Raw genomic sequence first — 26,810 nt, 5'->3', positions numbered from 1 at the left:
CGCGGCCGATGACCTCGGCCGCTCTCCGCACGAGTCCCCGAGGACCCCCATGACCCACCCGTCGTCCCCCTCCGCAGAGCCGGTCACCCCGGCGTCGGAGCCCTACGAGAAGCGCTGGCTGGCGCTGGGCGTCATTGCGATGACCGTCCTCCTGGTCATCCTCGACGCCACGATCGTCAACATCGCGCTGCCCGCCGTGTCGTCCGACCTCGGCATCAGCGCGGCCACGCAGCAGTGGATCGTCACCGCCTACACCCTCACCTTCGGCGGCTTCCTGCTCCTCGGCGGCCGCATCGCCGACTTCTGGGGCCGCAAGCGCACCTACCTCGTCGGCGCCGCGGGCTTCGCCATCGCCTCGGCCCTCGGCGGCATCGCCCAGAACGAGGGCATGCTCTTCGCCGCCCGCGCGCTGCAGGGCGTCTTCGGCGCGCTGCTCGCGCCCGCGTCGCTGGCCCTGCTGACCGTCCTGTTCACCGACCCGAAGGAGCGGGCCAAGGCCTTCGGCGTCTACGGCGCGATCGCCGGCGGCGGCTCGGCCGTCGGCCTGCTGCTCGGCGGCGTCCTCACCGAGTACGCCGACTGGCGCTGGTGCTTCTGGGTCAACCTGCCGGTGGCGCTGCTCGCCGTCGTCCTGGCCATCCCGATCGTCCCGGAGAGCAAGGCCCCCGGGGACACCAAGTACGACATCCCCGGCGCGGTGCTCATCACCGTCGGCCTCGCCGCGATCGTCTACGGCTTCACCCGGGTGGCCGAGGCGTCGCAGACCAATGCGGGTGAGGCGCAGGCCGCCAACGGCCAGATCGCCGCGCAGGGCGGCCGGGACTTCGTGACACCGGCCAGCGGCTGGACCGACGGCCTGGCGTGGGTGTTCATCGTCGGCGGGCTGGTGCTGGTGGCGCTGTTCGTGCTCCTGGAGCTGCGCACCCGCAACCCGCTGCTGCCGATGCGCATCGTCCTCGACCGCAACCGCGGCGGCGCCTACCTCACCTCGACGCTGGTCGGCGCCGGGCTGATCGGGGCGTTCTTCTTCCTGAGCCTGTACTTCCAGCAGGTGCTCGGCTACGAGCCGGTGGTCGCGGGCGTCGCCTCGCTGCCCACCACGCTGGGTGTGTTCATCTCCGCCGGCGCGGCCAGCGCCCTGGTGCCGCGGATCGGCCCGAAGCCGCTCATGGTGCTCGGCGGGCTGCTCGCCGCGGCGGGGCTGTTCACCATGTCGTTCCTCGGCGTCGACAGCGGCTTCTGGGCCCTCGCCTTCCCGGGCCAGCTGCTGCTGGGCCTGGGGCTGGGCTTCACCTTCGTGCCGCTGTCGAACCTCGCGCTCGTGGGCGCCGGCGAGCACGACGCCGGTGCCGCGAGCGCGATGCTCAACGCCACCCAGCAGGTGGGCGCCTCGATCGGCACCGCCGTCCTGGCCTCGCTGTCGGTCGGCGCGATCAGCGCCTACTCGGCCGACGTCCTGGCCTCGCCGACGCCGCAGGACCCCGCGGCCGTCGCGCTGCAGGCGCAGGTGGAGGGCTACACGACCGCCTTCACCTGGGCCGCCGCGCTGCTGGTGCTCGGCGCCGTCGCCGCGGCGCTGCTCATCAAGGCGACCAAGGACGACCTGCCCACCGGGGACGCCCCCGTCCACGTCGGCTGACGCGCAGGCCGACCTCGCAGGGCCGCCCGCTCAGCTCCCGGGGCGGGCGGCCATCGCGCGGAGCCGGGCGTTGTAGGCCTCGAGCTCCGCGTCGTCGGTGCGCACGGCGGCCCGGTCGATCCGGCGGCCGCGACGCTCCTCCGACCCCATCCAGCTGAACAGCACCACGGCCAGCACGAACACGGTCGGCAGCTCGCCGAAGGACCAGGCGATGCTGCCGGCCGTGTTCTGGTCGGCGAGGGGGTCGACGCCCCAGCCGGCCGGCGGCTCGGCGAAGGTCCGCACCACCAGCGACGTCGACATCATGATCGCGACGCCGAAGAAGGCGTGCAGGGGCATCGGGATCAGCAGCTCGAGCATCCGCCCGGCGTGGCCGACCTGCCGGGGCCACGGGTCCTGGGCGAGGATCGGCCCGAAGAACAGCAGCCCGGTCACGGTGAAGTGGGCGAGCATGAACTGGTGCCCGAACGGGTCGCCCATGAGGGCGTCGAACACGGGCGTGAAGTAGACGCCGTAGAGGCTCACCAGGAACAGCGGCAGCGTGAACAGCGGGTGCGAGACGAACCGCGCCACCCGGCTGTGCAGGGCGTCGAGCAGCAGCGCCCGTGGCACGCCGGCCACCCCCCGGCCGCGCGGCAGCGCGCGCAGGGCGAGGGTCACCGGCCGGCCGAGGAGCAGCAGGAGCGGCGCCACCATCGACAGCACCATGTGCTGGGCCATGTGGACGCTGAACAGCACCATGCTGTAGCCGTTGAGCCAGGTGCCCGTGACGGCGAACAGCGACAGGCAGCCGGCGACCCACGCCGCCGCGCGCCACCACGGCCAGGCCACGCCCGAGCGGCGCACCCGGACCACGCCGACGGCGTAGGCGGCGATCCCGAGCAGCGCGAGCACCGGCAGCACCGACCAGGCGTCGAGGTGCGGCAGGAACATGCGTCCCCACGTGGGTGGCTCGCCGGGCACCCACATGCCCGAGTGGTGCCCGTGCTCCACCAGTACCTCCGGTCCGATCCGTCTCCGTCGTCCACTGTCCCACTCGGCTAGTCGTGGACGGGCGCCTCGTGACCGGCGTGCGCCTCGGCCTCCAGCTGGAAGGTGCAGTGGTCGACGTCGAAGTGGGCGCCCAGGCAGGTGCCCAGCGAGTCGAGGATCCGCCCGCCGTGGCCGTCGGCGAGCGCCTCGTCGGTGACGACGACGTGCGCGGACAGCACCGGCAGGCCCGAGGTGATGGTCCAGGCGTGCAGGTCGTGGACGCCGATGACGCCCTCGACGCCGAGCACGTGCGCGCGCACCTCGTCCAGGTCGACGCCGCGCGGGGCTGCCTCGAGCAGCACGTCGAGCGACTCGCGCAGCAGCGACCACGCCCGCGGCAGGACCAGGCAGCCCACGACGAGCGCGGCGACGGTGTCGGCCGGCGTCCACCCGGTGAGCGCGACGACGGCGCCGGCGACGAGGACGGCGACCGAGCCGAGCGCGTCGCCGAGCACCTCCAGGTGTGCGCCGCGGACGGCCAGCGAGGTGCCCCGGCCGCGGTGCAGCAGCGCCAGCCCGGCGAGGTTCGCGGCCAGGCCCCCCGCCGCGACGACGAGCACCACGCCGGAGTCGATCTCCGGCGGGTCACCGATCCGGCGGACCGCCTCCACCAGCACGAAAACCGCGACCCCGGCGAGCAGCAGCCCGTTGGCCACCGCGGCGAGGATCTCCACCCGCTGCCAGCCGAACGTGCGCCGGCCGCGGGCGGGCCGCTGTGCCAGCGTGACCGCGCCGAGGGCGAGGCCCACGCCGAGCGCGTCGGTGGCCATGTGGCCGGCGTCGGCGAGCAGTGCCAGTGAGCCGGACACCACCGACCCGACGACCTCGGCCGCCAGCACCGCCAGCGTGAGACCCAGTACGACCGCCAGCCGGCCGCGGGAGGCCCCCGCGGCGGTGCCGTGGTCGTGCGCGTGCCCGGCTCCCATCGGCCCACCTCCCCCACCAGTGTGCTCCGGGAACGGCACGGCCCCCTGCCCGACGTGCGGGGAGGGGGCCGGGGGCCGGCTCGCGGCGGCCGGGATGGCGACCTGGACGGCGGCCTAGATCGTGACGCCGCGCTCCCGCAGCCACGGGATCGGGTCGACCTTCTGGCCGTCGATGCCGCCGACGTGCACCTCGAAGTGCAGGTGCGGGCCGGTCGACTGACCGCGGTTGCCGAGCAGGGCGATGGTGTCCCCGGCGCGGACCACCTGCCCGGGCTGCACGAGGACCTCCTCCATGTGCCCGTAGACGGTGACGTCACCGTTCTCGTGCTGGATGTAGATCACGTTGCCGTAGCCGCTGGCGGGGCCCGCCTCGAGGACGACCCCGTCGGCGGCGGCGTACTCCGGCGTCAGCATGGGGGCGGCCAGGTCGATGCCGGCGTGCAGCGTGCCCCAGCGGGCCCCGAAGGTGCTGGTGAGCCGGGCGCCGTTGACCGGCAGGACCGTCTTGGGCCGGGCGGCCTCGGCCGCTGCCGCGGCGGCGGCCTCGGCGGCGACGCGGTCGGCGTCGGCCTGCACCTGGGCGGCGGTGGCCTGCTCGGCCTCGCGGGCGGTGCGGCTGGCGGTGACCGCGCCCAGCAGCACCGCGTCGGAGCGGAGGGTGGCCTGCTCGGCGGCGGCCGAGAGCTCCCCGCCGTCGATGCCGAGCTCCTGCGCGACGCTCACCGAGGTGCTGGTCGCCTCGGGGCCGTCGGCCTGGGCGACCCGGTCGCCGACGGAGAACGTGGCCACGCCGACCGCGCCGACGAGGGCCGCGGCGAGGTAGAAGGCGGGGCGGCGGCGCGGGAGGCGCAGGCCGCGGTCGCGGTGCCGGCCGTGCCCCGCGACGACGGTGACGGGAGCCCGGTCGGGCCGGTCGTCGGTGTCGTCGTCCGTGGCGGCGGGCTCCTCGGCCTCGCCCGAGGGGTCGTCCGTGGCGGGCGCCTCGACGGTCTCGAGCGGCGCGGCGGCCACGGCCTCGAGGGCCTGGGCGCCGGCGGCCTCGGCCAGCCCGGCGGCGTCGGCGACGCCGGTCACCGGCTCGGCCGCGAGGACCTCCTCGACGACGTCGGCGGGCACCTCGGTGGGCACCTCGGCGCGCGTGTCGACGACGACCGCGCGGACCTCGAGGGCGGCGGGTGCCGAGCGGGGGTGCGGCGTGGGCCGCGGGCGCGGGCTCGGACGGCGGGCGGGACGGGATCCCGGACGGGGCTCTCCGGTCGGCGACGTCTCCCCCTGACGTCGCTGCGGGGCCGTGCGGGCGGCCGCTCCGGCCGGGGAGCGACGCCGGTCGGACGTCGCCGCCGCGGCCTTCCGGAGGGGGCCGGCCTCGCCGTACTGCGGGGCCCTCCCTCCGTCGAGGAGGCGGTCGGGGTGGAGCTCGGTCATGCACCTGACTTCCGTCGGGGACAGGGACGTACTGCGGTGCCCGGGGGAGCGGGCGGGGCCCATGTAAACACGTCGTGACCGGTTCGTGATCTGCAGAGGTGGGTATCGAGGACCGGATGTGTGGCCCGTGCCACAGAGCTGCACGGGTGTCATTCGACGGCCCGTCGACCCCGCGTCACGGTCGGTGACGAACACGCCGGTTGAGCGTTGAACCAGGGGCGATCAGGCCCACAGCGGGCAGGAGGCCCTCCGAGACCCCGCTCGACGACCCGAGGAGCAGACTCGTGCGCGCAGTCACCTGGCACGGACGTGCCGACGTACAGGTGGACACCGTCCCCGATCCGAGGATCGAGGAGGACACCGACGTCGTCGTCGAGATCACCTCGAGCGGCATCTGCGGGTCCGACCTCCACCTCATCGAGGTCATGGCCCCGTTCATGTCGAAGGGCGACGTCATGGGCCACGAGCCCATGGGGATCGTCCGCGAGGTGGGCTCCGCGGTGACCGCCGTGAAGCCCGGCGACCGGGTGGTCGTCCCCTTCAACATCTCCTGCGGCACCTGCTGGATGTGCTCGCAGGGCCTGCAGTCGCAGTGCGAGACCACGCAGAACCGCGAGCAGGGCTTCGGCGCCTCGCTGTTCGGCTACACGAAGCTCTACGGGCAGGTCCCGGGCGGGCAGGCCGAGTACCTGCGGGTGCCGTTCGGCAACACGCTGCCGATCAAGGTGCCGGACGGCCCGCCGGACGACCGGTTCGTCTACCTCTCCGACGTGCTGCCGACCTCCTGGCAGGCCGTCCAGTACGCCGCCACGCCGCCCGGCGGGACGCTGCTCGTGCTCGGGCTCGGCCCGATCGGCGACATGTGCACCCGCATCGCCTCCCACCTGGGCTTCCGGGTCGTCGCCTCCGACGTCGTCCCCGAGCGGATCGCCCGGGCGACCGCCCGCGGCACCGAGGTCATCTCCTCCACCGACCAGGACGACGTCGTCGGCGAGATCCGCGAGAAGACCGACGGCCGCGGCGCGGACGCCGTCATCGACGCGGTCGGCATGGAGGCGCACGGCTCGACCGGCGCCCAGTTGGCCCAGAAGGCGACGGCGATCCTCCCCGACGCGCTCATGGCGCAGGTGATGAAGGTCGCCGGCATCGACCGGCTGGCCGCCTTCAACACCGCCATCGAGGCGGTGCGCCGCGGCGGCACCGTCTCACTGTCGGGCGTCTACGGCGGGGCCACCGACCCGGTGCCGCTCATGCGCATGTTCGACAAGCAGGTGCAGCTGCGCATGGGCCAGGCCAACGTGTGGCGGTGGGTGCCCGACATCCTGCCGCTGCTGGCCGACGGCGACCCGCTCGGCGTCGATGACTTCGCCACCCACCGCGTGCCGCTGGAGCAGGCGCCGCAGGCCTACGCGGACTTCCGGGAGAAGAAGGACGGCGCGGTCAAGGTGCTGCTGCAGCCCTGACCCGCACTGTGAGCACACCCACCGGCCGCGCGGGGCATGTCCCGCGCGGCCGGTGCCTTGCCGTTGGGTAGGACAACCACTCGGACGACGACGTCCGCATCGCCCCGTCCGCCGTCGTCCCCCTGGAGCCCCCCCGTGCCCCGCGGTCTGCTCGCGCTCGCCATCGGCGCCTTCGGCATCGGCACCACCGAGTTCGTGGTCATGGGCATGCTGCCCCAGGTCGCCGCGGACCTCGGGGTGTCGGTGTCGGCGGTCGGCCTCCTCATCTCCGCCTACGCGATCGGCGTGGTGATCGGGGCGCCGACCCTGACCGCGCTCGGCGTGCGCTTCTCGCCCCGCCAGACGCTGGTCGCGCTGATGCTGGTGTTCGTCGCCGGCAACGCCCTGTCGGCGGTGGCCCCGACCTACGAGACGCTCGTCGCCGCCCGGGTGCTGACCGCGCTGGCGCACGGGTCGTTCTTCGGCGTCGGGGCGGTGGCCGCCCGGCGGCTCGTGGCGCCGGAGCGGGCGACCCAGGCGATCTCGCTGATGATGGTCGGGCTGACGCTGGCCAACGTCGCCGGCGTCCCGCTGGGCACGCTCGTCGCCCAGCAGCTGAGCTGGCGGCTGGTGCTCGGCGGCATTGCCGTCATCGGGCTGCTCACCATCGCCGGGTTGCTCGCCTGGCTGCCGGCGGGGGCCGGGGAGCGCAGCGACCTGCGCAGCGAGCTGGCCGCGTTCCGCCGCCGGCAGGTGTGGCTGGTGCTGGGCCTGACGATGATCGGCTTCGCCGCGCTGTTCTGCGTCTACAGCTACGTCAGCCCGATCCTCACCGACCTCGCCGGGCTGCCCGAGGCGTGGGTGACGCCGGTCCTGGCCCTGTTCGGCGTCGGGACGACGGTCGGCACCCTGGCCGGCGGGCGGCTCGGCGACCGCTTCGGCTTCTCCCTGGTCGTCGCCGGTCTGCTGGTCACCGCGGTCCTGCTGGTCGTGTTCGCGCTCGTCGCCCGCGTCCCCGCGGCCGCCGTCGCCCTGCTGGTGCTGTTCGGCCTGGTCGCCTTCGCGATGGGCCCGGTGGTGCAGAACGGCGTCATCGAGGCCGCGCGGGTGCCCGGCGGCAGCCTGGTGTCGGCGGCCAACCAGGCGGCGTTCAACCTGGCCAACGCCATCGGCGCGGCGCTGGGCGCGCTGGTCCTCTCCCGCGGCCTCGGCTACACCGCGCCGATGTGGGTCGGCGCGGGCCTCGCGCTCGCCGGCGCCGCGCTGGCGCTGGTCGCCCGCCGCGCCGGCCGCCGCGAGGACGCGGTGGTCGACGCCGACGTCCGGGCCTGGCGGCGGGCCGTCGCCCGCGACCTCGACGCCGCGGCCCGAGACGCGGCCTGAGACCTGCGACTGGATCGCGCACGGCGGGTAGGAGGGCCGTCATGACGACGACCACCGCCGAGAGGTCAGGACAGTTCACGCTCGGGGACCGCACGGTCAACCGGCTCGGCTACGGCGCCATGCAGCTCGCCGGGCCGCACGTGATGGGCCCGCCCGCCGACCGCGACGCCGCCGTCGCCGTCCTGCGCCGGGCCGTCGAGCTGGGCGTGGACCACATCGACACCAGCGACTACTACGGCCCGCACGTGACCAACGAGGTCATCCGCGAGGCGCTGCACCCCTATCCGGAGCAGCTGACGATCGTCACCAAGGTCGGCGCCCGGCGGACGCCGGAGGGCGAGTGGCCCGAGGCCCTCTCCCCCGAGGAGCTCCGGCAGGCGGTGCACGACAACCTCGAGCACCTCGGCGTCGAGGCGCTCGACGTGGTCAACCTGCGGATGCCCGGCTTCGCCGCGCCGGTGGAGCGCTCGCTCGCCGAGCCGTTCGGCGCGCTCGCCGAGATGCAGCAGGAGGGGCTCGTCCGGCACCTCGGCGTCTCCAACGTGACGACGCAGCAGTTCGCCGAGGCCCGCGCCATCGCGCCGGTCGTGTGCGTGCAGAACCACTACAACCTCGTGCACCGCGACGACGACCCGATGCTCGACGCGCTGGCCCGGGAGGGCGTGGCCTACGTGCCGTTCTTCCCCCTCGGCGGGTTCAGCCCGCTGCAGTCCGCGGCGCTGGAGACGGTGGCGCGGCGGCTGGAGACCACGCCGATGCAGGTGGCGCTGGCGTGGCTGCTGGCCCGCTCCCCCAACATCCTGCTGATCCCCGGCACCTCGTCGGTGGCCCACCTGGAGGAGAACCTGCAGGCGGCGATGCGGGTGCTCGGGCCCGCCGAGCTGGAGGAGCTCGACCGGATCGGCGGCAGCGGGGAGCCCGACGTCGACCTGTGATCAGGCCTGGCCGACGCCCGCCCCGACCGGGCCCAGCACCCGGTCGAGGTGGGCGTTGGCGAACACCCCGGCCGGGTCGAGCCGCGCCCGCAGCGCGGTGAACTCGCCGAACCGCGGGTAGCGGCCGGCCAGGGCGGCGGCGTCGAGGCCGTGCTCCTTGCCCCAGTGCGGCCGCCCGCCGGCCGCCCCGGCGATCGCCTCGAACGCGCGGAAGTACGCGCCGGGTTCCGTCCGCGCGGGCACGTGCACGGCCACGTAGGCGGTGTCACGCCCCGACGCCGTCGACAGCGGGACGTCGTCGGCGGCGGCCACCCGCACCTCCACCGGGAAGGCGACCCGGTGCGGCCCGGCGTCGACCACCCGCCGCAGCTCGGCGAGGACCGCCGGCGCCGCCGCCCGCGGCACGGCGTACTCCATCTCGCGGAACCGGACCCGGCGGCGGGAGACGAACACCCGGTGCGCGGCGTCGGTCCACGTGCGCGCGCCGAGCGCCCGGGCGGAGAAGCGGGCCAGCGGCGGCACCAGCGCGGGCACCCGCCGGCCCGCGGCGACGACGGCGGCGAGCCCGGCGTTGGCGAGCACCTCGTCGTCCCACAGCGCCCGCGCGCGGGACAGCGGCGCCAGTTCGTCGAGCGGCACCCGGGTGTTGCGCTTGAGCAGGCACCGGTCGGTGTGCGGGAACCAGTAGAACTCGACGTGGTCGGTGGCGGTCATGACCTCGTCGAAGCGCTCGAGGAGGTCGGGCAGCCGGGCCGGCCCCTCGTCGGCCCGCAGGGCGAAGGCCGGCACCGCCTGCAGGGTCACCGTGGACAGCACGCCGAGCGCGCCGAGGCCGACGCGGGCGGCGGAGAAGACGTCGGGGTGCTCGCCGGGCGAGCAGCGCAGCACCTCGCCGTCGGCGGTGACCAGCTCCAGCGCCCGGAGCTGGGTGGCCAGGCCGCCGAAGCGGGCGCCGGTGCCGTGGGTGCCGGTGGACAGCGCGCCCGCGACGGTCTGCCGGTCGATGTCGCCGAGGTTGGTCAGCGCCCAGCCGCGCGCGGCGAGCTCCGCGTTCAACCGGTGCAGCGGCGTGCCGGCGCGGACCGTGGCGAGGCCGGCGTCGTCGACGTCGACCAGGCCCGCGTGCCGGTCGAGGCGGAGCGCGACGTCCTCGGGGCGGCCGATGCCGCTGAAGGAGTGCCCGCTGCCCAGCGCGGTGACCCGGCGGCCCGCGGCGGCTGCGGCGCGCACCGCGTCGGCGATCCCGCCGGCGTCGGGCGGGCAGACGACGGTGAGGCCGCCCGCCCGCTGGTTGCCCGCCCAGTTGCGCCAGCTGTCCGCCACGCGGCCTCCTCGGTGTCCGCGGCAGTGTGGCCGTCGCGGGGCGGCGCGTCGAGGACTCCCGCGCCCGCCCTCCGCTCGCCCCTCTGCTTGCCCCTCTGCTTGCCTCGGTGCGTGCACGCCGGGAGGCTGCGCTGCCGTGACCCCCGACCGGCTCGACGACCTGACCGCGGACCTCGACCCGCCGTTCGCCGTCCTCGACCTCGACGCGCTCGACGCCAACGCCGACGACCTGGTGCGCCGGGCGGGCGGGCGGCCGGTGCGGGTGGCGAGCAAGTCGGTGCGCAGCCGGGCGGTGCTGCGGCGGGTGCTCGCCCGGCCGGGCTTCGCGGGGGTGCTGGCGTACTCGCTGGCCGAGGCGCTGTGGCTGGCAGGCGGGGACGACCCGGTGAGCGACGACGTCGTCGTGGGCTATCCGTCGGTGGACCGGGCGGCGCTGCGCCGGCTCGTGGCCGACCCGGTGCTCGCGTCGCGGGTGACGCTGATGGCCGACTCGCCCGAGCACCTCGACGCCGTCGACGCGGTGGCCCCGCCCGGCCGGCGGCCGCCGGTGCGGATCTGCCTGGACCTCGACGCCTCCCTCCGCGCCGGGGGCGGGCGCGTGCACGTCGGCGTGCGGCGCTCGCCGGTGCACGACCCGGCGGGTGCCGCGGCGCTGGCGCGCGCGGTGCACGGGCGGCCCGGCTTCGTGCTGGCCGGGCTGATGGCGTACGAGGCGCAGGTGGCCGGGGTGCCCGACGCGCCGCCCGGCCGGCCGCTGCGCGGGCTCGCGGTGCGCGGGGTGCAGGCGCTGTCGGTGCGCGAGCTGGCCGGGCGCCGGGCCGCGGCGGTGGCCGCCGTGTCCGCCGTCGCGCCGCTCGGGTTCGTCAACGGCGGGGGCACCGGCAGCCTGGAGCGGACCGCCGCCGACCCGTCGGTGACCGAGGTGGCCGCCGGGTCGGGGCTCTACCAGCCGACCCTGTTCGACGGGTACCGCGCCTTCCGCGGGCGGCCCGCGCTGGTGTTCGCGCTCGCGGTCACCCGCCGCCCGGCGCCCGGGGTCGTCACGGTGGCGGCCGGCGGCTGGATCGCGTCGGGCCCGCCCGGCCCCGACCGCTCGCCGCGGCCGGTGCACCCGGCGGGGCTGCGGCTGCTCGGCACCGAGGGCGCCGGCGAGGTGCAGACGCCGCTGCGCGGGCCGGGCGCCGCCGGGCTCGGGATCGGCGACCGGGTCTGGTTCCGGCACGCCAAGGCCGGGGAGGTGTGCGAGCACGTCGGCGAACTGCACACGGTGGCCGGCGGCCGCCCGGCCGGCGCGGTCGCGACCTACCGGGGCGAGGGGCGGGCGTTCGGCTGAGCGGAGGGCCTCCCCGTCCGTCGATCATCGGATGCGTGCACGCGACACGGCACAACACGCCGGCCGGCCGTGCACACGTCCGATGATCGACTCGAGCGGCCTCCTCAGTCGGCGTCGTTGGCCAATAGCGCCCGGGCCTCGGCGGCCTCCTCCTCGGTGAGCCCGCCGGAGCCCTCCGGGTGGTCGACCTGGGTGTCGATCCAGCGCTTGTGCGCCTCCCAGGCCGACTGCCGCGTGGCACCGAGCGCCCGGCCGATCTGCGCCCACGAGGCGCCGGTGGAGCGCGCCGTCCGGACGGTGAGCTGGCGGCCCTGACCCGCCCGCCGGGCGATCACCTCGCCGAGGGCGAGCAGCTCGAGCGCCTCGTCGCGCGTCAGCGGGCGGGGGCCGGTGGGGTCGTCGGGATCGGCCAGCGAGTCACGGGAGCGCAGCTCGTCGAAGCGGATGACGGCGCTGGCGAGGGTGTGCCGGCGTTCGAGGTCGTCGACGTCCATGACCCAGCGTCCGTCAGGCCCGCCTGACAGTCAAGCGGGCCTGACAGCCCGAGGGTGCCTGAGGGGCGCCCGGGACGGCTGGGACGCCGTACGGCGGTTCAGGTCACGCCCGCGGCGGATCGGCCGAAGAACCACCCGGTCTCGTTCCGGGACCGCTCAGTCCTCGCGAGGAGTCGCTCCGTGTCCCACCCCCCGCAGGCGCCGTACCAGCAGCCCTACGCTCCGGTCCAGCCGCCGTACGTCCCCCAGCAGAAGGGCGCCGGCCTGGCCGTCGCGTCGATGGTCCTGGGGATCATCGCGCTGCTGCTCAGCTGGGTGCCGATCATCAACAACGTCGCCGCCGTCATCGCGGTCGTCGGCCTGGCGCTGGGCATCCCCGCGCTCTTGCGCGCCCGGCGCGGCACCCACCGCGGCAAGGGCCTCGCGATCACCGGCCTCGTCACCTCCGTGATCGCCATCGCCGTCGTCATCGCGACGCAGGCCTTCTACGCCAGCGTCATCGACGAGGTCGCCGACAGCCTCGACCAGGAGCTCGGCACCGCGGTCCCGTCGGCGGGCGCCCTGCCCGAGGGCGGCGCGGCGGAGCTGGTCGAGGGCGCTCCCGAGGAGGCCCCGTCCGGCGACCTCGTGCCGCTGGGCGTCCCGGCCCAGGTCGGCGACTACCAGGTCACCGTGGACGCCGTCGAGCTCGACGCCGACGCGTCCGTGCAGGCCGCCAACGACTTCAACGGGCCCGCCACCGGCCAGTACGTGCTCGCCCAGCTGAGCGTCACCTACACCGGCGACACGGAGGGCATGCCCGGTTTCGACCTGACCGCCGTCTTCCACGGGTCCGACGCCCGTCAGTACAGCGACTCCGAGTGCATGGCGGTCCTGGCCGACGACGCGATGGACGTCCCGACCCTCAACCCGGGCGGGTCGGACACCTTCCAGTTCTGCATGGACGTGCCGCCGGCCGCCGTCGCGGGCGGGCAGCTGTCGATCGAGCCGACGCTCAGCTTCGACTCCGACGACCGCGTGTTCTACGCCCTGCCGTAGTCCCCGCTCCCCCGCCACCGGCCGGACTCCCCACGACGGGGGTCCGGCCGGTGTCGTCTCAGCGGGCGCGGGCGACGCGCTGCTCGTCGAAGACCGGCTCGTCCGACTCGTACACCCGGCCGTCGCCGCCGAAGACGAGGAAGCGGTCGAAGGAGCGGGCGAACCAGCGGTCGTGGGTGACCGCCAGGACCGTGCCGTCGAAGGCCGCCAGCGCCTCCTCCAGCGACTCCGCGGACAGCACGTCGAGGTTGTCGGTCGGCTCGTCGAGCAGCAGCAGCGTGGCGCCCGAGAGCTCCAGCATCAGCACCTGCAGCCGCGCCTGCTGCCCACCCGAGAGGGTGCGGAACGGCTGGTCGGCGGAGTCGGTGAGCCCGTACCGCCGCAGCACCGCCATCGCCCGCCCGCGGTCGACGCCCGGCCGTCCCGGTTCGCCGTGCCACAGCAGGTCCACCGGCGTCCGGTCCAGCCACTCCGGGTGCGCGTGCGTCTGGGCGAAGAAGCCGGGGACGACGCGGGCGCCCAGCCGCCACGAGCCGGTGTGCGCGACCTCCTGGCCGGCGAGCAGCCGCAGGAAGTGCGACTTCCCGGCCCCGTTCGCGCCGAGCACACCCACCCGGTCGCCGTAGAACAGCTCCAGGTCGAACGGCCGCATGAGGCCCGACAGCTCCAGCTGCTCGGCGGTGACCGCGCGGACGCCGGTGCGCCCGCCGCGCAGCCGCATCGCCACCTTCTGCTGGGGCGGCCGGTCCGGCGGCGGCCCGGCCTCCTCGAAGCGGGCCAGCCGGGTCTGCATCGCCCGGTAGCGCGAGGCCATGTCCGGGGAGTTGGCCGCCTGCTGCTGCAGCGTGCGGACCAGCTCGACGAGGCGCGCGTGCTCCTCCTCCCAGCGCCGGCGCAGCTCGGCCATCCGCTCGTGCCGCGCCTCGCGGGCCTCGGGGTAGGAGGCCCACCCGCCGCCGTGCACCCACGCCGTCCGGCCCTCGACGGTGACCACCCGGTCGGCCACGCGGGCGAGCAGCTCGCGGTCGTGGCTGACGAACAGCACCGTCTTGCGGGTCTCGAGCAGCCGCTCCTCCAGCCACCGCTTGCCCGGCACGTCGAGGTAGTTGTCCGGCTCGTCGAGCAGCAGCACCTGCTCCGGCCCACGCAGCAGCGACTCCAGCGCCAGCCGCTTCTGCTCCCCGCCCGACAGCGTCGACAGCTCGCGGTACTTGCAGCGGTCGTAGGGGACGCCGAGCGCCGCGACCGTCACGGTGTCCCAGGTGACCTCGGCCTCGTAGCCGCCGGCGTCGCCCCACTGGCCGAGCGCGTCCGCGTAGGCGAGCTGGGCGGCCTCGTCGTCGGTCTCCATGAGCGCCAGCTCGGCCGCCTCGACGGCGTCCCACGCGGCACGCACCGCGGGCCCCGACAGGTCGACGAGGAACCGCTGGACGGTCGTGTCGTCGCGCACCGAGCCGATGAACTGCCGCATGACGCCGAGGCCGCCGCTGCGGGCGACCGCGCCCGCCTCGGGCACCAGGTCCCCGGCGACGATCCGCAGCAGCGTCGTCTTCCCCGCCCCGTTCTCGCCGACCAGCGCCGCGCGGGCGCCGTCGCCGATCCGGAAGGAGACGTCGTCCAGCAGCACGCGGCCGTCGGGCAGCGTGTGCCGGACCCCGCTCACGTCGACCGATCCCACCCGGTCAGTCTCCCGGGCCGGACAAGCGCTTTCCGGCGGCGGTCAGCCCACCGACTCCAGCCGGGTGCGGGCCAGCCGCTCGACCAGCTCGGGCAGCGCGGTGGCCGGGACGCCGCTGAGGTCGCGGCGGCAGGAGGCGACGACGGTGCCGACGACCTGGGGCCGCATCCGGAACTCCGCCACCAGGCGGGCGACGGCCTCCTCCACGGAGGCGTCCTGCGCGAGGTCGTCGGTCGTCGTCATGCGGCGCGGCCCCTTCGTCCGATCCGGTCTCGGTATCGCGAGCAGCGTCGCCGTCCGCCGGGCCCCGCACCAGGGACCAAGGACCCGGTGTGATCAGGTCGCGAAGTACCCGTTGGTCCCGTCGGCGGTGGCCGCGGCGGCGTCGCGGACCAGCGCCGCGAGCTCGCCGGCGTCGACGCGGTCGAGGGAGGTGAAGCGCACGCAGCTCTTCCCGCAGGAGACCCGCCCCAGCCGTTCCGCGCGCGCCTCGGGCAGGTACGTCCCGTCGACGACCGCGCAGACGTAGAGCGACAGGTGCCGCTTCTGGGCGGCCAGCGACACCAGCGGCCACTGCGTCGTCTCCCGCGCCGACCGGGGCCGGTAGGGCATCAGCCCGTAGCCCAGCATCGACCCGGCGCCGACCGGGACCAGCTGCCGGTCGAGTCCGGGCGCGGCCTCGCGGACCAGCGCGTCGACCCGGCGCAGCTCGGCCTCGCGCGGGCCGGCCGCGGCGAACCACTCCTCGATCGGGTCGCCCACGGCGGCCTCCTCAGTCCAGGACGAGGGAGAGCACGGTGGCGCCGGCGGTCAGCACCATCGCGAGGACGACGACCGCGGCCACCAGCCGCCGTCGCCGCTCGGCGTCCGGGCCACCGGCCCCGCCCATGCCCATCACGACGGCGACGCTACCGGCCGCCGGCCCCAGAGCAGGGTGTCCAGCGCCGTGCCCGACGGCGTCGCGCGCGGCACCGTCCCGAGGCGCTCGACGTCGAGCAGCGCGGCCACCGGCGCCAGCCGGGCGGGGCTGTGCAGGATCGCCGGGTCCTGCGGCCCACCGACGCCCTCCGTGGGGTTCCGGGCGTCGTGGCCGAGCAGCAGGAACCGCCCGCCCGGCCGCAGCCAGCCCACGGCGCGGGTCAGCAGGCCGGTCATGTCCGGGTCGGGCAGGTGCAGGTAGGCGACGAGCACGAGGTCCTGCGACGACGGCGGCGCGTCCCACGCCGTGGCATCGGCGGTCACCCACGTGACGGCGCCGGCGCCCGGCTGCGCCCGCCCGCGGGCCAGCCCGGTGGCGGAGAAGTCGACCGCGGTGGCCCGCCAGCCCAGCCGCGCGAGCCACAGGGCGTGCCGGCCCTCCCCCGCCGCGACGTCGACGGCGTCGCCGGGTGGCAGGTCCCCCACCAGCTCGGCCACCAGCGGGTTCGGCTCGCCCGACCACTGCTGCCGCTCGGCGTAGCGCGCGTCCCAGTCCGCTGCCTGCACGGGCGCGAGTGTGGCAGCGGTGTGCGCGCCGGCCGGGCCGGGGCCAGGGTGGTCGGGTGCGCACCGTCTCGCTGGTCCCCTTCGAACCGGAGCACCTGCTCGCCGTGCAGCCGTGGTTCGACGACCCCGAGACGCGGCGGCGGCTGGGCGGGCGCGAGTGGCCCACCCGCGAGCTCGCCGTGCGCAGCACCCGGTGGACCGAGGAGTTCCGCGGGCGACGGGTGCTGCGCTCGTGCACCTGGGTGGCCCTCGACGACGACGGCGTGCTGGTCGCCCAGGTCGGCGGGGACGTCTACGACCGCTGGACGACGTGGGACCCGGCCGCCGAGCGGGTCGTGGAGACCGACGACCGGCGGACGATGGGCGCGGCCTACGTCGTCGCGCCGTCCCGCCGCGGGCAGGGCGTCGGCGCGGCCACGCTGCGCGCGCTGGTCGCCGATCCGGGCACCGCCGACGTCGAGCAGTTCGTCCTCGGCATCGAGCCGGACAACACCGCCAGCCTGCGCGCCGCGGCCGCCGCCGGGTTCACCCGACGCACCGCCGGGCCCGACGCCGAGGACATGGTCTACCTGCACCTGCGCCGCTGACGGAGGATCGCTCCGTGCGCGCCGCCGTCTCCGCCGTCGACGACCTCGTCCTGCACGCACCGCGTGTCCTGGGGTTCGCCCCCACCGACCGCATCGCCGCCCACTACGGGCTCGACCCGGACGACGTGGAGGACCACCTCCTCGGGTACGGCGCCCGCGGCTGGGTGGGCACCGCCGCGTTCGACGGGACCTCCGGCTGGTTCGTCACCGCCGAGGGCCGGGCCGAGGACGAGCGGCGGATGGCCGCCGAGCTCGACCGGTTCGGCGCCCGCGACGTCGCCGTCGCCGCCTACGCCGACTTCCTGCCGCTCAACGCCCGCTTCGGCCGGGTGTGCACCGACTGGCAGGTGCGGCCCACCCGCACCGACCCGCTGGCCGCCAACGACCACACCGACCGGCGCTGGGACGAGCGCGTGCTGCGCGCCCTCGGCACGCTCGGCCGCGAGCTCACCGCGGCCACCGCCGCGCTGGCCGGGCGCCTGCAGCGCTTCGACGGCTACGCCGCCCGCTACACCTCGGCGCTGGCGCGGGTCGACGGCGGGCAGTGGCAGTACGTGGCCGGCGTCGGCCTCGAGTCCTGCCACACCGTCTGGATGCAGCTGCACGAGGACCTGCTGGCCACGCTCGGCATCCCTCGCGGCGCCGAGGACTGACGGGACCGACCGGCCGGACCGTCGGCCCCGGCTGGCAGCATCCGGCGCATGCCGACGGTCCCGCCCCGCGAGGTCGCGCTGCTGCGGCTGGTCGCCCAGCGGGTGGCCGGCCCGCCGTTCCCCGACGCCGCGGCCGCCGTCCGCGGGCTGCTCGCCCTCCAGGGGCAGGAGCTGCCCGGCGCGCTGACGTCGGTGGCGCTGCGCACCGCGGACCGCTCGCGGGCCGGCGTCGAGGCGGCGCTGGCCGACGGCGCCGTCGTCCGCTCCTGGCCGATGCGCAGCACCCTGCACCTCACGCCCGCCGAGGACCTGCCGTGGATGCTCGACCTGCTCGGTCCCCGCGTGCTCGCCGGCGCGGCGCGGCGGCGGGAGGTCGTGGGCCTGACCCTCGACGACCTCGAGCGGGCCCGCGGTGTGGCGGTCGCCGCGCTCTCCGGCGGGCGCCGGCTGGGCCGGAAGGAGCTGTTGGCCGCCCTCGCCGACGGCGGCTGCGACGTCGCCGGGCAGCGGGGCTACCACTCGCTGTGGTTCCTCGCGCAGACCGGGACCCTCGTCCTCGGCCCGCTGGAAGGGGGCGACCAGGCGTTCGTGCTCCTCGACGAGTGGGTGCCCGCGCCGCGGCGGCCCGACCGGGAGGAGGCCCTGGCCGAGCTCGCGCTGCGCTACTTCACCGGGCACGGCCCCGCGGGCGTCGCCGACCTGGTCCGCTGGGCCGGCACCACCGTGCGCGACGCCCGCGCCGGGCTCGCGGCCGTGCGCGACCGGCTGGCCGCCGTCGACGTCGACGGCACCGAGCTGTACCTCGACCCGGAGGTGCCCGACCGGCTGACCGCCTGCCGTGCGGAGGCCGAGGGCCTGCACCTGCTGCCCGGCTTCGACGAGGTGGTGCTCGGCTACGCCGACCGCACCTGCACCGTGCCCGCGGAGCACGCCGACCGGATCGTCCCCGGCGGCAACGGCGTCTTCCGCCCCACCGTCGTCGTCGGCGGGACGGCGGTGGGCACCTGGCGGTGGACCGGGACGGGCACGAGGCGGGTGGCGAGCGCGGAGCCCTTCACCGCCTTCCCCGACGGCGTCGCGGAACGCGTGCCGGAGCTCGCCGCCGCACTGCCCTGAGCGCTGCGGAGGCGGCCCCCGCACCGCCGGGCGAGGGTGGGGCCATGGAGTACACGCGCCTGGGCGCCACGGGTCTCGAGGTCTCCCGGATCTGCCTCGGGATGATGAGCTTCGGCGAGCCCGGCCGCGGGATGACGCCGTGGAGCCTGCCCGAGGACGAGGCGATGCCGCTCATCCGGTCGGCGCTCGAGGCCGGCGTCACCTTCCTCGACACCGCCAACGTCTACTCGGCCGGCTCCAGCGAGGAGATCACCGGGAAGGCGATCCGGGAGTTCACCACCCGCGACGACGTCGTCCTGGCCACCAAGGTGCACGGCCGGATGCGCCCCGGCCCCAACGGCGGCGGGCTGTCGCGCGTCGCGGTCCTGCGCGAGCTCGAGGCGAGCCTGCGCCGGCTGCAGGTCGACCACGTCGACCTCTACCAGATCCACCGCTGGGACCCGGTCACGCCGATCGAGGAGACCCTCGAGGCGCTGGACTCGGCCGTCCGCAGCGGCAAGGTCCGCCACCTCGGCGCGAGCAGCATGTGGGCCTGGCAGTTCAGCAAGGCGCTGTACACCGCCGGCGAGCGCGGCTGGCACCGCTTCGTGTCGATGCAGGACCACTACAACCTGCTCAACCGCGAGGAGGAGCGGGAGATGCTCCCGCTGTGCGCCGACCAGGGCATCGGCGTCATCCCCTGGAGCCCGCTGGCCCGCGGCCGGCTCGCCCGCGACTGGGACGAGACGACCCACCGCTCGGAGAACGACGCGTTCGGGGGCCGCCTCTACGACGAGCGCAGCGACCGCGCGATCGTCGAGCGGGTGGCCGACGTGGCCGCCGGGCGGGGCGTCCCCCGGGCCCAGGTGGCGCTGGCCTGGCTGCTGGCCAAGCCGGTGGTGACCGCGCCGATCGTCGGGGTGACCAGGCCGGGACACCTCGACGACGCGCTCGCCGCCGTCGACCTGCGCCTCACCGACGACGAGGTCGCCCGGCTCGAGGAGCCCTACACGCCGCACGCCGTCGCCGGCTTCTGACGGAGATCACGCCCGCGCCACGCCGGTCGGGGGTGCGGGCCCGGGAACGATGGGTGCGTGTCCGTCGTCCGCCCGCTGCTCGGCCCGCCGGTGCCCGGGCCGCGCGCGCTGTGGCGGGCCGGCGGGCGGCGCGGCGTCACCGCGGCGGTGTGCCTGGCCGTCGCGCTGGGCACCGGGGCGGCGCTGGGCCGCGTCGACCTCGGCTCGGCGGCGGCGCTCGCGTCGTTCACCGCCGTCTACGGGCACGCCCTCCCCTACCGCCGCCGCGCCGGCGTGGTGGCCGCCGTCGGCGCGGTGCTGGTGGCGAGCAGTGCGCTCGGCGCCCTGACCGCCGGGCACCCGGTCGCGCTGGTCCTGGGCTGCGCGGCGCTCGCGGCCGCGGCAGTCGCGGCGGGCGTCGTCTGGCGGGTGGGCCCGCCCGGCCCGCTCGGCGTGGTGCTCGTCGCCGGCGGGTCGAGCGCCCTGGGCACCGCCCCGGGCGGGACGGGGCCGCACGTGCTGGCCGCCGCGGCCGGCGCAGCGCTGGCCTGGGCCGGCTGCATGCTGCCCTGGCTGTGGGACCCCAGCGGCCCGGAGCGCCGCGCGCTGGAGGCGGCCGAGGCCGCGGTGGGCGGCAGCCCGGCCGGCGCGGCCCGGGCGGTGCGGCTGGCCGACGTCGCCGTGCGCGGGGGCAGCCGGCGCGGTCGCGCGGACCTGCGCCGGCGGCTCGGTGACGTCGAGGCGCGCTTCCTGGCCGCCCTGCCGGACGCGGTCCCCGACGCCGGCGCGGCCGCGCCGCCGGGTCCCGCGCCCGCCCGCTGGTGGCACGTGCCGGCGGCCGCGACCGCCCTGCGCCTGGGGGCGGGCGGCGCCGCGGCGGGGCTGGCCGCCGTCGCGCTCGGCCTGGCGAGCCCGTACTGGGCGGTCACCACGGCGGTGGGCGTGCAGCTGGGCACCGACGCCCGGGCGACGCGCGCACGCGGGCTGCAGCGGGCGCTCGGCACGGCGGTCGGCGTCCTGCTGGCCGGCGTGCTCGTGGCGCTCGACCTCCCGCTGCCCGCCGCCATCGCGACCGCGGCGCTGCTGCAGCTGGTGGTGGAGCTGCTCGTCGCCGCGCAGTACGTGCTCGCCGTCTCCTTCATCACCCCGCTGGCGCTGCTGCTCGTGCACCTGGGCAACCCGGCGACGACGGCCGGCGGGCTGGTGGCCGAGCGGCTGGCCGAGACCGGCGTGGGCGTCGTCGCAGCGCTCGCCGCGGGCCTCGCGCTGCTCCCCCGCGCGTCGAGCCGGCGGCTGCCCGCGGCGGTGCGCGAGGTCACCGCCGCGGGCGCGGCGGCCGACGACCGCCGGCTGCACGCCGCTCTCGACCACCTGGCCGAGGTGTCGGCCGGCGCCCGCGCCGAGCTGCTGCCCACCCCCGCCGTCACCGCGGGGGTGCACCGCGCCCGCGCGGTGGCCGACCTGGGCTGGGCGTTGCTCGGCGCCCGCGCCCGCGGCGACGGCCCCCTGGCCGCGGAGCTCGCCCGCCGGCTCGCCGCCGGTCAGCCGGCCAGCTGAGGCGCCAGCTCCTCGAGGTCGTCGAGCACCAGCCCGGCGCCCAGCGGGCCGAGGCCGAGGAACCACCGGTCGTCGTCGACGGCCACCGAGCGGTCCTCGGCGACCGCCGGGATCGACGCCCACAGCGGCCCGGCGGTGACCTGCTCGGCCGCCGTCGCGCCGTCGGCCCCGTAGGCGCCGTAGAAGAGCAGGTCGCCGTCGGCGGAGGTCACCTGCTCCGGCGAGACCTCGACGAAGGTCTCCGACGTGCGCTGCAGCTCCGGCCGGGCGAAGCCGACCTCGGCGAGCACCGACCCGATGAAGGACCCCTCGCCGTAGAGGCGGATGAGCGTCCCGTCGAGGAAGCGGGCGACGCTGACCTCGGTCTGCGCCGGGTCGCCGTAGAGGCCGCCGACCTCCTCGGCGCGGGCGGCGAACTCGTCCAGCAGGTCCTGCGCCTGCTCCTCGCGCCCGAGGGCCTCGCCCGCGAGCAGCAGGTTCTCCTGCCAGGTCTCCCCGATCGCCTCGGCGAACACCGTGGGGGCGACCTGGGCGAGCTGGTCGTAGAGGTCGGCGTGCCGCACGGAGTTGGACAGGATGAGGTCCGGCTCCAGCGCGGCGATCGCCTCGAGGTCGGGCTCGGCGATCGTGCCCACGGCGGCGATGTCGGCGGGGTCGACGCCGGCCTCGGCGACGAACCCGGGCAGCTCGTCGCTCACGTCGGTGCGGACGGCCCCGACCGGGGTGACGCCGAGCGCCAGGACGGCGTCGAGCTCACCGGTGTCCAGGACGACGACCCGCTCGGGCGAGCCGGTGACCTCGGTCGTGCCCGCGGCGTGCGCCACGGTGCGGGTCTCCGCCGACGCCGGGGCCCCCTCGGCCCCCGCCTCCGCCTCGGTCGACCCGCACCCGGCGAGCACCGCCACCACCGCCACCGCACCGGCCACGCGTCCGCGCGCCGTCCGTCCCCAGAGCACCGTCGCTCCTCCTCCCGGCGCCGGACCGTCCGGCACCGGGAGACAACTTAGGGCAGCCTTGCCTGACCTCGAGTCAGGGCCTCCGCTCGACGAGGAAGACGGGGATGACCCGGTCGGTCTTCTGCTGGTACTCGGCGTAGGGCGGGTAGGCGGCCACGGCGCGCTCCCACCACTGCGCCTTCTCCTCGCCGGTGATCTCCCGGGCGACGCCGTCCCACGGCTCCGGGCCGTCCTGCACGGTGACCTGGTCGGGGTGCTTGCGCAGGTTGGCCACCCACGCCGGGTCCTTCGGCGCCCCGCCCTGCGAGCCGACCATCGCGTAGACGCCGCCCTCCTCGACCCGCATCAGCGGCTGCTTGCGGACCTTGCCCGTCGTGGCCCCCCGGGTCGTGAAGATGACGACCGGCAGGCCGGTGTCGCGCAGCGTGTTGGCCTCGCGCCCGCCGGTGGCCTCGTAGCGCTCCACCTGGTCGCGGACCCACTGCTGCGGACTCGGCTCGTACTCACCCTCCAGCGGCATGTCCCGACCGTAGGTCGCGGCCGCGCGGGCGGCACGCCGGCTCAGCGGGCGTCGACGGTGTGCGGGACGAAGAAGCTCAGGTTGTCGGTGATCAGCCCGTCGCTCTCGCGGATGCCGAGGCCCGCGGGCTCGCCGTCGACCACCCAGGCGCCGAGCACCGGGTGGTGCGGGCCGTCGACGCCGGCGAAGTCGGGCAGCGGCGCGAACTCCTGGACGACGAAGCCCTCGGTGCCGTACCGCCCGGGCAGCGAGGTGACGACCCGCCCGTCGCGCACGATCTCCACGTTGGCGCCCTCGCGGCCCCACAGCGGCTTGCGCACGTAGTCCCGCCAGCTCGAGGGCATCTCGTCGGCGAAGTAGGCCGGCAGCAGCAGCTGGGAGAGCACCGGGTCGCCGCCGAAGAGCCGCCACAGCACCGGCAGCAGCGCCTTGGTGCTCCACAGCATCTTGTAGACCGGCTCGACCCAGGTGGTGCCGCCCGGCCGGGCCGCGTCGGCGAGGACGGCGGCGCCGAACTCGTCGTCGACCAGCCACTCCCAGGGGTAGAGCTTGAAGACGACGTCGAGGTGGCGGCCCGCGGGGTCGTAGAAGCGGCCGTCGCCGGAGTCCAGGGCGATGTCCTCGACGACGACCTCGACGGCCTCGTAGCCGGCCTGCACGACGGTGTCCATCAGGTAGGCGACGGTCATCCGGTCCTCGCCGGAGACGTCGCTGGTGGACCAGGCCAGGTGCACCCGCGGGCGCACGCCGGTCCGCCGCTCCCAGCGGGTGAGGTTGCGCTGCCACGCGGCGACGAGCTTCTCGTGCAGCGCGTTCCACTGGTCGCGGCCCTGGCCGGTGAACAGGTGCCAGTTCCACTGCGCGACGGCCGCCTCGACCAGCCCGGTCGGGGTGTCGGCGTTGAACTCCAGCAGCTTCGGCGGACCCGAGCCGTCGTAGCGCAGGTCGAAGCGGCCGTAGACGCTCGGCGGCTCGCCCTCCCAGGTGGCCCGGATGCCCGAGCGGGCGATCAGCGGGATGCCCATCCGGTCGAACAGGTCGTTCTCGACGACGTGGTCGCCGGCGGCCACGCACATCTCGAACAGCTGCGACACCCACCCCTCGAGGCGGGCGACCTCGTCGGACGTGAAGTCGTAGTACGGACCCTCGCGCCAGTAGCTGCGCACGTCGCCGCCGGGCGTCGTGGTGCGGTTGTAGACCAGGCCGGAGGACTCGATCTCGGCCTCCCAGCCCGGCCGGACGACGCCGGCCTCGACGCGGCGCACCGGCTCAGGACCCCGAGCTGCCGGTGCCGCCGGTGCCGGAGCCGATGCCGCCGGTCACCCGCGTGCCGCTGGCCACCGACCCGGTGCCGGGCAGGCCGTAGCGCTGGCGGGCGGCGGTGTCGCGCGGGTCGACGCGAGTGCCGCCGGAGGGCAGCACGGTGCCGACGGGCAGGCCCGGGCGGAAGCCGCCGAGGTAGAGGAAGAACAGCCCACCACCGCCGCCGCGGTAGTCGTCGTCGCAGTAGTCCTCGTCGACGATCTCGCCGTCCTCGTTGGTGCAGTAGGCGACCTGCTCCTCCTCGTCGTCGCTGCCGCAGCCGGCGAGGAACCCGGTGGCGGCGGTGGCGAGCACCGTCGTCGTCAACGCGCTGCGCACCCGGTTCGAGAACGCCATGGACCCCTCCCGGCTCGGTGGACGCCCTGACCCTAGGTCCCCGGCGGTACCGGCCCGCCCTCCGGTCGGCACGGACGGTCCCGTTCCACTAGCGTGCGGCTCGTCGCCGAGCCCCGGGGAGGCGCGATGGCCGCCAGGGAACCCGCCGAGATCGCCCGCGTCGCGAGCGCGACCGGCGCGAAGAAGGTGCACCGGACGTGGGACCGGGTGCTGGTCAGGGCCTTCCTCGCCGGCGCCTACATCTCCTTCGGCGCGCTGGTGGCGATCACCGTCTCCTCCGGCCTGGACGCCGGGACGTGGGGCACGCTCCCCACGCTGTTCATGGGCGCCGCCTTCACCCTCGGCCTGGTCCTGGTGCTGATCGCCGGGTCCGACCTGGCCACCGGCAACATGATGCTGGTCCCGCTCGGCGCGATGAACGGCAAGCTCGGCATCGGCGACGTCGTCCGCAACCTCACCCTGGTGCTGCTGGGCAACCTGCTCGGCGCCCTGTTCGTCGCGTACTTCCTCGCCGTCTCCACCGGCGTCATCGGCGACCCGGACAGCACCGGCAGCGCGGGGCTGACCTTCGCCCGGCTGGCCGAGATCGCCGACGGCAAGACCCACCACACCGCGTGGGAGACCTTCCTGCGCGGCGTCGGCTGCAACTGGCTGGTGTGCCTGGCGGTGTGGATGTCGCTGGCCGCCACCAGCGTCTCGGGCAAGATCCTCGCGGTCTTCTTCCCGGTCATGGCCTTCGTCGCGATGGGCTTCGACCACGTCGTCGCCAACATGTTCTTCCTGCCCGCCGCGGTGTTCGCCGGCGTCGAGGGCGCCACCTGGGGCGACACCGTCGTCAACTGGCTGCTGGCCGGCGCCGGCAACCTCGTGGGCGCGGTCGTCTTCGTCGGGACGTCGTACTGGTACCTGTTCCTGCGCGACGAGCCGCAGGCCACGCCGACCACCGGGGCGGAGCCGGCCGAGCGCGCCTGAGGCCGCCCGTCGCTACGGTCGCCCGCGTGAGCGAGACCAGCACACCTCCCCCGGACGACGACGCCGCCGCGGCGGCCCGGATCGCCGCCGGCTACGCCGTCGAGGGGGCCGCGCTCGACCTGGGCGCCGTCTCCGCCGGCGGCCGCACCCACCCGGGCGCGCAGGTCCGGCTGCCGCTGTCGTCGCTCAACCGGCACGGCCTGATCGCGGGGGCCACCGGCACCGGCAAGACCCGCACGCTGCAGCTCATGGCCGAGCAGCTGTCGGCCGCGGGCGTCCCGGTCGTGCTCGCCGACCTCAAGGGCGACCTCGCCGGCCTCGCCGAGCCCGGGGAGGCCGGCGAGCGGGTCACCCGCCGGGCGGCCGAGACCGGCGACGCGTGGACGCCGGCCGCGTTCCCCGTCGAGTACCTGGCGCTCGGCGGGCTCGGCACCGGCGTCCCGGTGCGCGCCACCGTCAGCGACTTCGGCCCGACGCTGCTGGCGAAGGTGCTGGGCCTCAACGCGACGCAGGAGAGCTCGCTCGGCCTGGTCTTCCACCACGCCGACGAGGCCGGCCTGCCGCTGCTCGACCTCGCCGACCTGCGGGCGCTGCTCACCTGGCTGACCCGGCCGGAGGGCAAGGCGGAGCTCGCGGGCCTCGGCGGGCTGTCGAAGGCCACGGCCGGCGTGGTGCTGCGCGAGCTCGTGGCGCTGGAGGACCTCGGCGGCGACGTCTTCTTCGGCGAGCCCGCCTTCGACCCCGCCGACCTGATCCGCACCGCGCCCGACGGCCGGGGCGTCGTCAGCGCCGTCGAGCTCCCCGCCGTCGCCGACCGGCCGGCCCTGTTCTCCACCTTCCTCATGTGGCTGCTCGCCGAGCTGTTCGAGGAGCTGCCCGAGGTCGGCGACCTCGAGAAGCCGAAGGTCGTGTTCTTCCTCGACGAGGCGCACCTGCTGTTCAGCGGCGCGAGCAAGGCGTTCCTGACGGCGGTCACCCAGACCGTGCGGCTCATCCGGTCCAAGGGCGTCGGCGTCTTCTTCGTCACCCAGCAGCCCACCGACGTCCCCTCCGACGTCCTCGGCCAGCTCGGCAACCGCGTGCAGCACGCGCTGCGCGCCTTCACGCCGGAGGACGCCGACGCGCTGAAGAAGACCGTGCGGACGTTCCCCCGCAGCGACGTCTACGACGACGTCGCGGAGCTGCTCACCTCGCTCGGCACCGGCGAGGCGGCGGTGACGGTGCTCTCCGAGCGCGGGGCGCCCACTCCCCTGGCCCGCACGGTGCTGCGCGCGCCGCGGGCCTCCATGGGCACCGTGGCGCCCGACGCGATGGCCGCCGCGGTGGCCGCCTCGCCGCTGCAGGCGCGCTACGGGACCGCCGTCGACCGGGAGTCGGCGAAGGAGCTGCTGGCCGCGCGGCTGGCGCCCCCGCCGGCCCCGCCGGAGGCCCCCTCCCGGCGGCAGGAACCGCGCCGGGAGCCCGCGCCGCGCCGGGAGCCCGCCTCCAGCCGGCGCGGGGAGGAGCCTGCCGGCGACGACGGGCTGCTCGCGGACGTCATGGCCTCCCCGGTGTTCCGCAGCTTCGCCCGCTCGGCCGCCTCGGCGCTGGGCCGCGAGCTCACGCGCGGCCTGTTCGGCACCCGCCGGCGCCGCTGACGCCGCTCCCCGGGTGCGGGCCGCC

Annotated in this window: 27 protein-coding genes; 13 read left to right on the top strand and 14 right to left on the bottom strand. The window is 76.1% G+C overall.

Features of this window, described 5'->3' with window-relative positions:
• Window positions 1-49: 49 nt before the first annotated feature.
• A complete protein-coding gene (locus tag BUE37_RS05205; RefSeq protein ID WP_073419012.1) occupies window positions 50-1,639 on the top strand; it encodes an MFS transporter in 1,590 nt (529 codons plus the stop codon).
• 30 nt (window positions 1,640-1,669) lie between these two features.
• Here the strand turns inward: BUE37_RS05205 and BUE37_RS05200 are convergent, their stop codons facing one another.
• From BUE37_RS05200 to BUE37_RS24125, 3 genes are all read right to left on the bottom strand, one after another.
• Entirely contained in the window at window positions 1,670-2,572 is a 903-nt protein-coding gene (locus BUE37_RS05200) for a cytochrome c oxidase assembly protein (protein WP_175562788.1), read from the bottom strand.
• 107 nt (window positions 2,573-2,679) lie between these two features.
• Window positions 2,680-3,597: a cation diffusion facilitator family transporter gene (locus BUE37_RS05195; RefSeq protein WP_073419010.1), complete on the bottom strand. Its 918-nt coding sequence runs from the start codon at window positions 3,595-3,597 to the stop codon at window positions 2,680-2,682.
• A 114-nt stretch (window positions 3,598-3,711) separates the two neighbouring features.
• The gene (locus tag BUE37_RS24125) at window positions 3,712-4,725 is read right to left on the bottom strand and encodes a M23 family metallopeptidase (RefSeq protein ID WP_245794288.1); all 1,014 of its coding nucleotides are present in this window, start codon (window positions 4,723-4,725) and stop codon (window positions 3,712-3,714) included.
• A gap of 581 nt (window positions 4,726-5,306) precedes the next feature.
• Between BUE37_RS24125 and BUE37_RS05185 the strand changes: the two genes are divergently transcribed.
• The 3 genes from BUE37_RS05185 to BUE37_RS05175 all read left to right on the top strand — a co-directional run bounded on the left by BUE37_RS05185 (window position 5,307) and on the right by BUE37_RS05175 (window position 8,782).
• Window positions 5,307-6,485 carry an alcohol dehydrogenase catalytic domain-containing protein gene (locus BUE37_RS05185; RefSeq protein ID WP_073419008.1) on the top strand — a complete coding sequence of 393 codons (1,179 nt, stop codon included), beginning with the start codon at window positions 5,307-5,309 and terminating at the stop codon, window positions 6,483-6,485.
• A gap of 135 nt (window positions 6,486-6,620) precedes the next feature.
• On the top strand, window positions 6,621-7,847 hold the full coding sequence (locus BUE37_RS05180) for an MFS transporter (RefSeq protein WP_073419007.1): 1,227 nt from the start codon (window positions 6,621-6,623) through the stop codon (window positions 7,845-7,847).
• A 41-nt stretch (window positions 7,848-7,888) separates the two neighbouring features.
• A complete protein-coding gene (locus BUE37_RS05175) occupies window positions 7,889-8,782 on the top strand; it encodes an aldo/keto reductase family oxidoreductase (protein ID WP_073419006.1) in 894 nt (297 codons plus the stop codon).
• Here BUE37_RS05175 and BUE37_RS05170 read toward each other — a convergent pair whose 3' ends face one another.
• Window positions 8,783-10,105 carry a D-arabinono-1,4-lactone oxidase gene (locus tag BUE37_RS05170; RefSeq protein WP_073419005.1) on the bottom strand — a complete coding sequence of 441 codons (1,323 nt, stop codon included), beginning with the start codon at window positions 10,103-10,105 and terminating at the stop codon, window positions 8,783-8,785.
• Between the two features lie 136 nt (window positions 10,106-10,241).
• Here BUE37_RS05170 and BUE37_RS05165 point away from each other — a divergent pair, with 136 nt between their 5' ends.
• Window positions 10,242-11,438 carry a type III PLP-dependent enzyme domain-containing protein gene (locus tag BUE37_RS05165; protein ID WP_073419004.1) on the top strand — a complete coding sequence of 399 codons (1,197 nt, stop codon included), beginning with the start codon at window positions 10,242-10,244 and terminating at the stop codon, window positions 11,436-11,438.
• Window positions 11,439-11,542: 104 nt separating this feature from the next.
• Here BUE37_RS05165 and BUE37_RS05160 read toward each other — a convergent pair whose 3' ends face one another.
• A complete protein-coding gene (locus BUE37_RS05160; RefSeq protein WP_073419003.1) occupies window positions 11,543-11,932 on the bottom strand; it encodes a hypothetical protein in 390 nt (129 codons plus the stop codon).
• A gap of 180 nt (window positions 11,933-12,112) precedes the next feature.
• Between BUE37_RS05160 and BUE37_RS05155 the strand changes: the two genes are divergently transcribed.
• Window positions 12,113-12,970, top strand: coding sequence for a DUF4190 domain-containing protein (locus tag BUE37_RS05155; protein ID WP_073419002.1), 858 nt, complete (start codon window positions 12,113-12,115; stop codon window positions 12,968-12,970).
• Window positions 12,971-13,028: 58 nt separating this feature from the next.
• Here BUE37_RS05155 and BUE37_RS05150 read toward each other — a convergent pair whose 3' ends face one another.
• The 5 genes from BUE37_RS05150 to BUE37_RS24765 all read right to left on the bottom strand — a co-directional run bounded on the left by BUE37_RS05150 (window position 13,029) and on the right by BUE37_RS24765 (window position 16,133).
• On the bottom strand, window positions 13,029-14,648 hold the full coding sequence (locus BUE37_RS05150; RefSeq protein WP_073419001.1) for an ABC-F family ATP-binding cassette domain-containing protein: 1,620 nt from the start codon (window positions 14,646-14,648) through the stop codon (window positions 13,029-13,031).
• Between the two features lie 42 nt (window positions 14,649-14,690).
• Window positions 14,691-14,891 carry a hypothetical protein gene (locus tag BUE37_RS05145; protein ID WP_073419000.1) on the bottom strand — a complete coding sequence of 67 codons (201 nt, stop codon included), beginning with the start codon at window positions 14,889-14,891 and terminating at the stop codon, window positions 14,691-14,693.
• Between the two features lie 93 nt (window positions 14,892-14,984).
• Complete coding sequence (locus BUE37_RS05140; protein ID WP_073418999.1) at window positions 14,985-15,410, bottom strand: DUF1801 domain-containing protein; 426 nt, start codon at window positions 15,408-15,410, stop codon at window positions 14,985-14,987.
• 10 nt (window positions 15,411-15,420) lie between these two features.
• Window positions 15,421-15,546 (bottom strand): hypothetical protein, encoded by a 126-nt coding sequence (locus tag BUE37_RS24770; protein WP_281248051.1) that lies wholly within the window; start codon window positions 15,544-15,546, stop codon window positions 15,421-15,423.
• On the bottom strand, window positions 15,543-16,133 hold the full coding sequence (locus BUE37_RS24765) for a class I SAM-dependent methyltransferase (protein WP_073418998.1): 591 nt from the start codon (window positions 16,131-16,133) through the stop codon (window positions 15,543-15,545). Before BUE37_RS24765 ends, BUE37_RS24770 begins: the two co-directional genes overlap by 4 nt.
• Window positions 16,134-16,189: 56 nt before the next feature.
• Between BUE37_RS24765 and BUE37_RS05130 the strand changes: the two genes are divergently transcribed.
• The 5 genes from BUE37_RS05130 to BUE37_RS05110 are packed head-to-tail and all read left to right on the top strand — an operon-like array spanning window position 16,190 to window position 21,041.
• Window positions 16,190-16,720, top strand: a complete 531-nt coding sequence (locus BUE37_RS05130) for a GNAT family N-acetyltransferase (RefSeq protein ID WP_073418997.1) — start codon at window positions 16,190-16,192, stop codon at window positions 16,718-16,720.
• 14 nt (window positions 16,721-16,734) lie between these two features.
• Window positions 16,735-17,373 (top strand): hypothetical protein, encoded by a 639-nt coding sequence (locus BUE37_RS05125; RefSeq protein ID WP_073418996.1) that lies wholly within the window; start codon window positions 16,735-16,737, stop codon window positions 17,371-17,373.
• A gap of 48 nt (window positions 17,374-17,421) precedes the next feature.
• Entirely contained in the window at window positions 17,422-18,489 is a 1,068-nt protein-coding gene (locus BUE37_RS05120) for a winged helix DNA-binding domain-containing protein (RefSeq protein ID WP_073418995.1), read from the top strand.
• Window positions 18,490-18,533: 44 nt separating this feature from the next.
• Window positions 18,534-19,505 carry an aldo/keto reductase gene (locus BUE37_RS05115; protein WP_073418994.1) on the top strand — a complete coding sequence of 324 codons (972 nt, stop codon included), beginning with the start codon at window positions 18,534-18,536 and terminating at the stop codon, window positions 19,503-19,505.
• 57 nt (window positions 19,506-19,562) lie between these two features.
• Window positions 19,563-21,041 (top strand): FUSC family protein, encoded by a 1,479-nt coding sequence (locus BUE37_RS05110; RefSeq protein ID WP_073418993.1) that lies wholly within the window; start codon window positions 19,563-19,565, stop codon window positions 21,039-21,041.
• On the opposite strand, the gene BUE37_RS05105 is transcribed toward BUE37_RS05110, so the two are convergent.
• From BUE37_RS05105 to BUE37_RS05090, 4 genes are all read right to left on the bottom strand, one after another.
• Window positions 21,026-21,997 carry an ABC transporter substrate-binding protein gene (locus BUE37_RS05105; protein WP_073418992.1) on the bottom strand — a complete coding sequence of 324 codons (972 nt, stop codon included), beginning with the start codon at window positions 21,995-21,997 and terminating at the stop codon, window positions 21,026-21,028. The genes BUE37_RS05110 and BUE37_RS05105 overlap by 16 nt on opposite strands.
• A 73-nt stretch (window positions 21,998-22,070) precedes the next feature.
• Window positions 22,071-22,517 carry a nitroreductase family deazaflavin-dependent oxidoreductase gene (locus BUE37_RS05100; protein ID WP_073418991.1) on the bottom strand — a complete coding sequence of 149 codons (447 nt, stop codon included), beginning with the start codon at window positions 22,515-22,517 and terminating at the stop codon, window positions 22,071-22,073.
• Window positions 22,518-22,558: 41 nt separating this feature from the next.
• Complete coding sequence (locus tag BUE37_RS05095) at window positions 22,559-23,782, bottom strand: glutathionylspermidine synthase family protein (RefSeq protein WP_073418990.1); 1,224 nt, start codon at window positions 23,780-23,782, stop codon at window positions 22,559-22,561.
• A gap of 4 nt (window positions 23,783-23,786) precedes the next feature.
• A complete protein-coding gene (locus tag BUE37_RS05090) occupies window positions 23,787-24,176 on the bottom strand; it encodes a hypothetical protein (RefSeq protein WP_073418989.1) in 390 nt (129 codons plus the stop codon).
• A gap of 126 nt (window positions 24,177-24,302) precedes the next feature.
• On the opposite strand from BUE37_RS05090, the gene BUE37_RS05085 reads away from it, so the two are divergent.
• Together BUE37_RS05085 and BUE37_RS05080 are read left to right on the top strand one after the other, a co-directional pair.
• On the top strand, window positions 24,303-25,148 hold the full coding sequence (locus BUE37_RS05085; RefSeq protein ID WP_073418988.1) for a formate/nitrite transporter family protein: 846 nt from the start codon (window positions 24,303-24,305) through the stop codon (window positions 25,146-25,148).
• Window positions 25,149-25,174: 26 nt separating this feature from the next.
• Window positions 25,175-26,785, top strand: coding sequence for a helicase HerA-like domain-containing protein (locus BUE37_RS05080; protein WP_073418987.1), 1,611 nt, complete (start codon window positions 25,175-25,177; stop codon window positions 26,783-26,785).
• Window positions 26,786-26,810 lie beyond the last annotated feature (25 nt).

This window comes from Geodermatophilus nigrescens (genome assembly GCF_900129495.1).
GTDB lineage: Bacteria > Actinomycetota > Actinomycetes > Mycobacteriales > Geodermatophilaceae > Geodermatophilus > Geodermatophilus nigrescens.
The sequence above is the reverse complement of the archived record's forward strand: the minus strand, read 5'-3'. Positions and strand labels throughout refer to the sequence as shown.

What these genes read in the sequence shown, in the direction of transcription:
- BUE37_RS05100 (WP_073418991.1), bottom strand. Translation starts at nt 22,517, where the DNA reads ATGCCGCTGGAGGGTGAGTACGAGCCGAGTCCGCAGCAGTGGGTCCGC.
- BUE37_RS05205 (WP_073419012.1), top strand. Translation starts at nt 50, where the DNA reads ATGACCCACCCGTCGTCCCCCTCCGCAGAGCCGGTCACCCCGGCGTCG.
- BUE37_RS05195 (WP_073419010.1), bottom strand. Translation starts at nt 3,597, where the DNA reads ATGGGAGCCGGGCACGCGCACGACCACGGCACCGCCGCGGGGGCCTCC.
- BUE37_RS05160 (WP_073419003.1), bottom strand. Translation starts at nt 11,932, where the DNA reads ATGGACGTCGACGACCTCGAACGCCGGCACACCCTCGCCAGCGCCGTC.
- BUE37_RS05200 (WP_175562788.1), bottom strand. Translation starts at nt 2,572, where the DNA reads ATGTTCCTGCCGCACCTCGACGCCTGGTCGGTGCTGCCGGTGCTCGCG.
- BUE37_RS05175 (WP_073419006.1), top strand. Translation starts at nt 7,889, where the DNA reads ATGACGACGACCACCGCCGAGAGGTCAGGACAGTTCACGCTCGGGGAC.
- BUE37_RS05085 (WP_073418988.1), top strand. Translation starts at nt 24,303, where the DNA reads ATGGCCGCCAGGGAACCCGCCGAGATCGCCCGCGTCGCGAGCGCGACC.
- BUE37_RS05090 (WP_073418989.1), bottom strand. Translation starts at nt 24,176, where the DNA reads ATGGCGTTCTCGAACCGGGTGCGCAGCGCGTTGACGACGACGGTGCTC.
- BUE37_RS05115 (WP_073418994.1), top strand. Translation starts at nt 18,534, where the DNA reads ATGGAGTACACGCGCCTGGGCGCCACGGGTCTCGAGGTCTCCCGGATC.
- BUE37_RS05120 (WP_073418995.1), top strand. Translation starts at nt 17,422, where the DNA reads ATGCCGACGGTCCCGCCCCGCGAGGTCGCGCTGCTGCGGCTGGTCGCC.
- BUE37_RS05145 (WP_073419000.1), bottom strand. Translation starts at nt 14,891, where the DNA reads ATGACGACGACCGACGACCTCGCGCAGGACGCCTCCGTGGAGGAGGCC.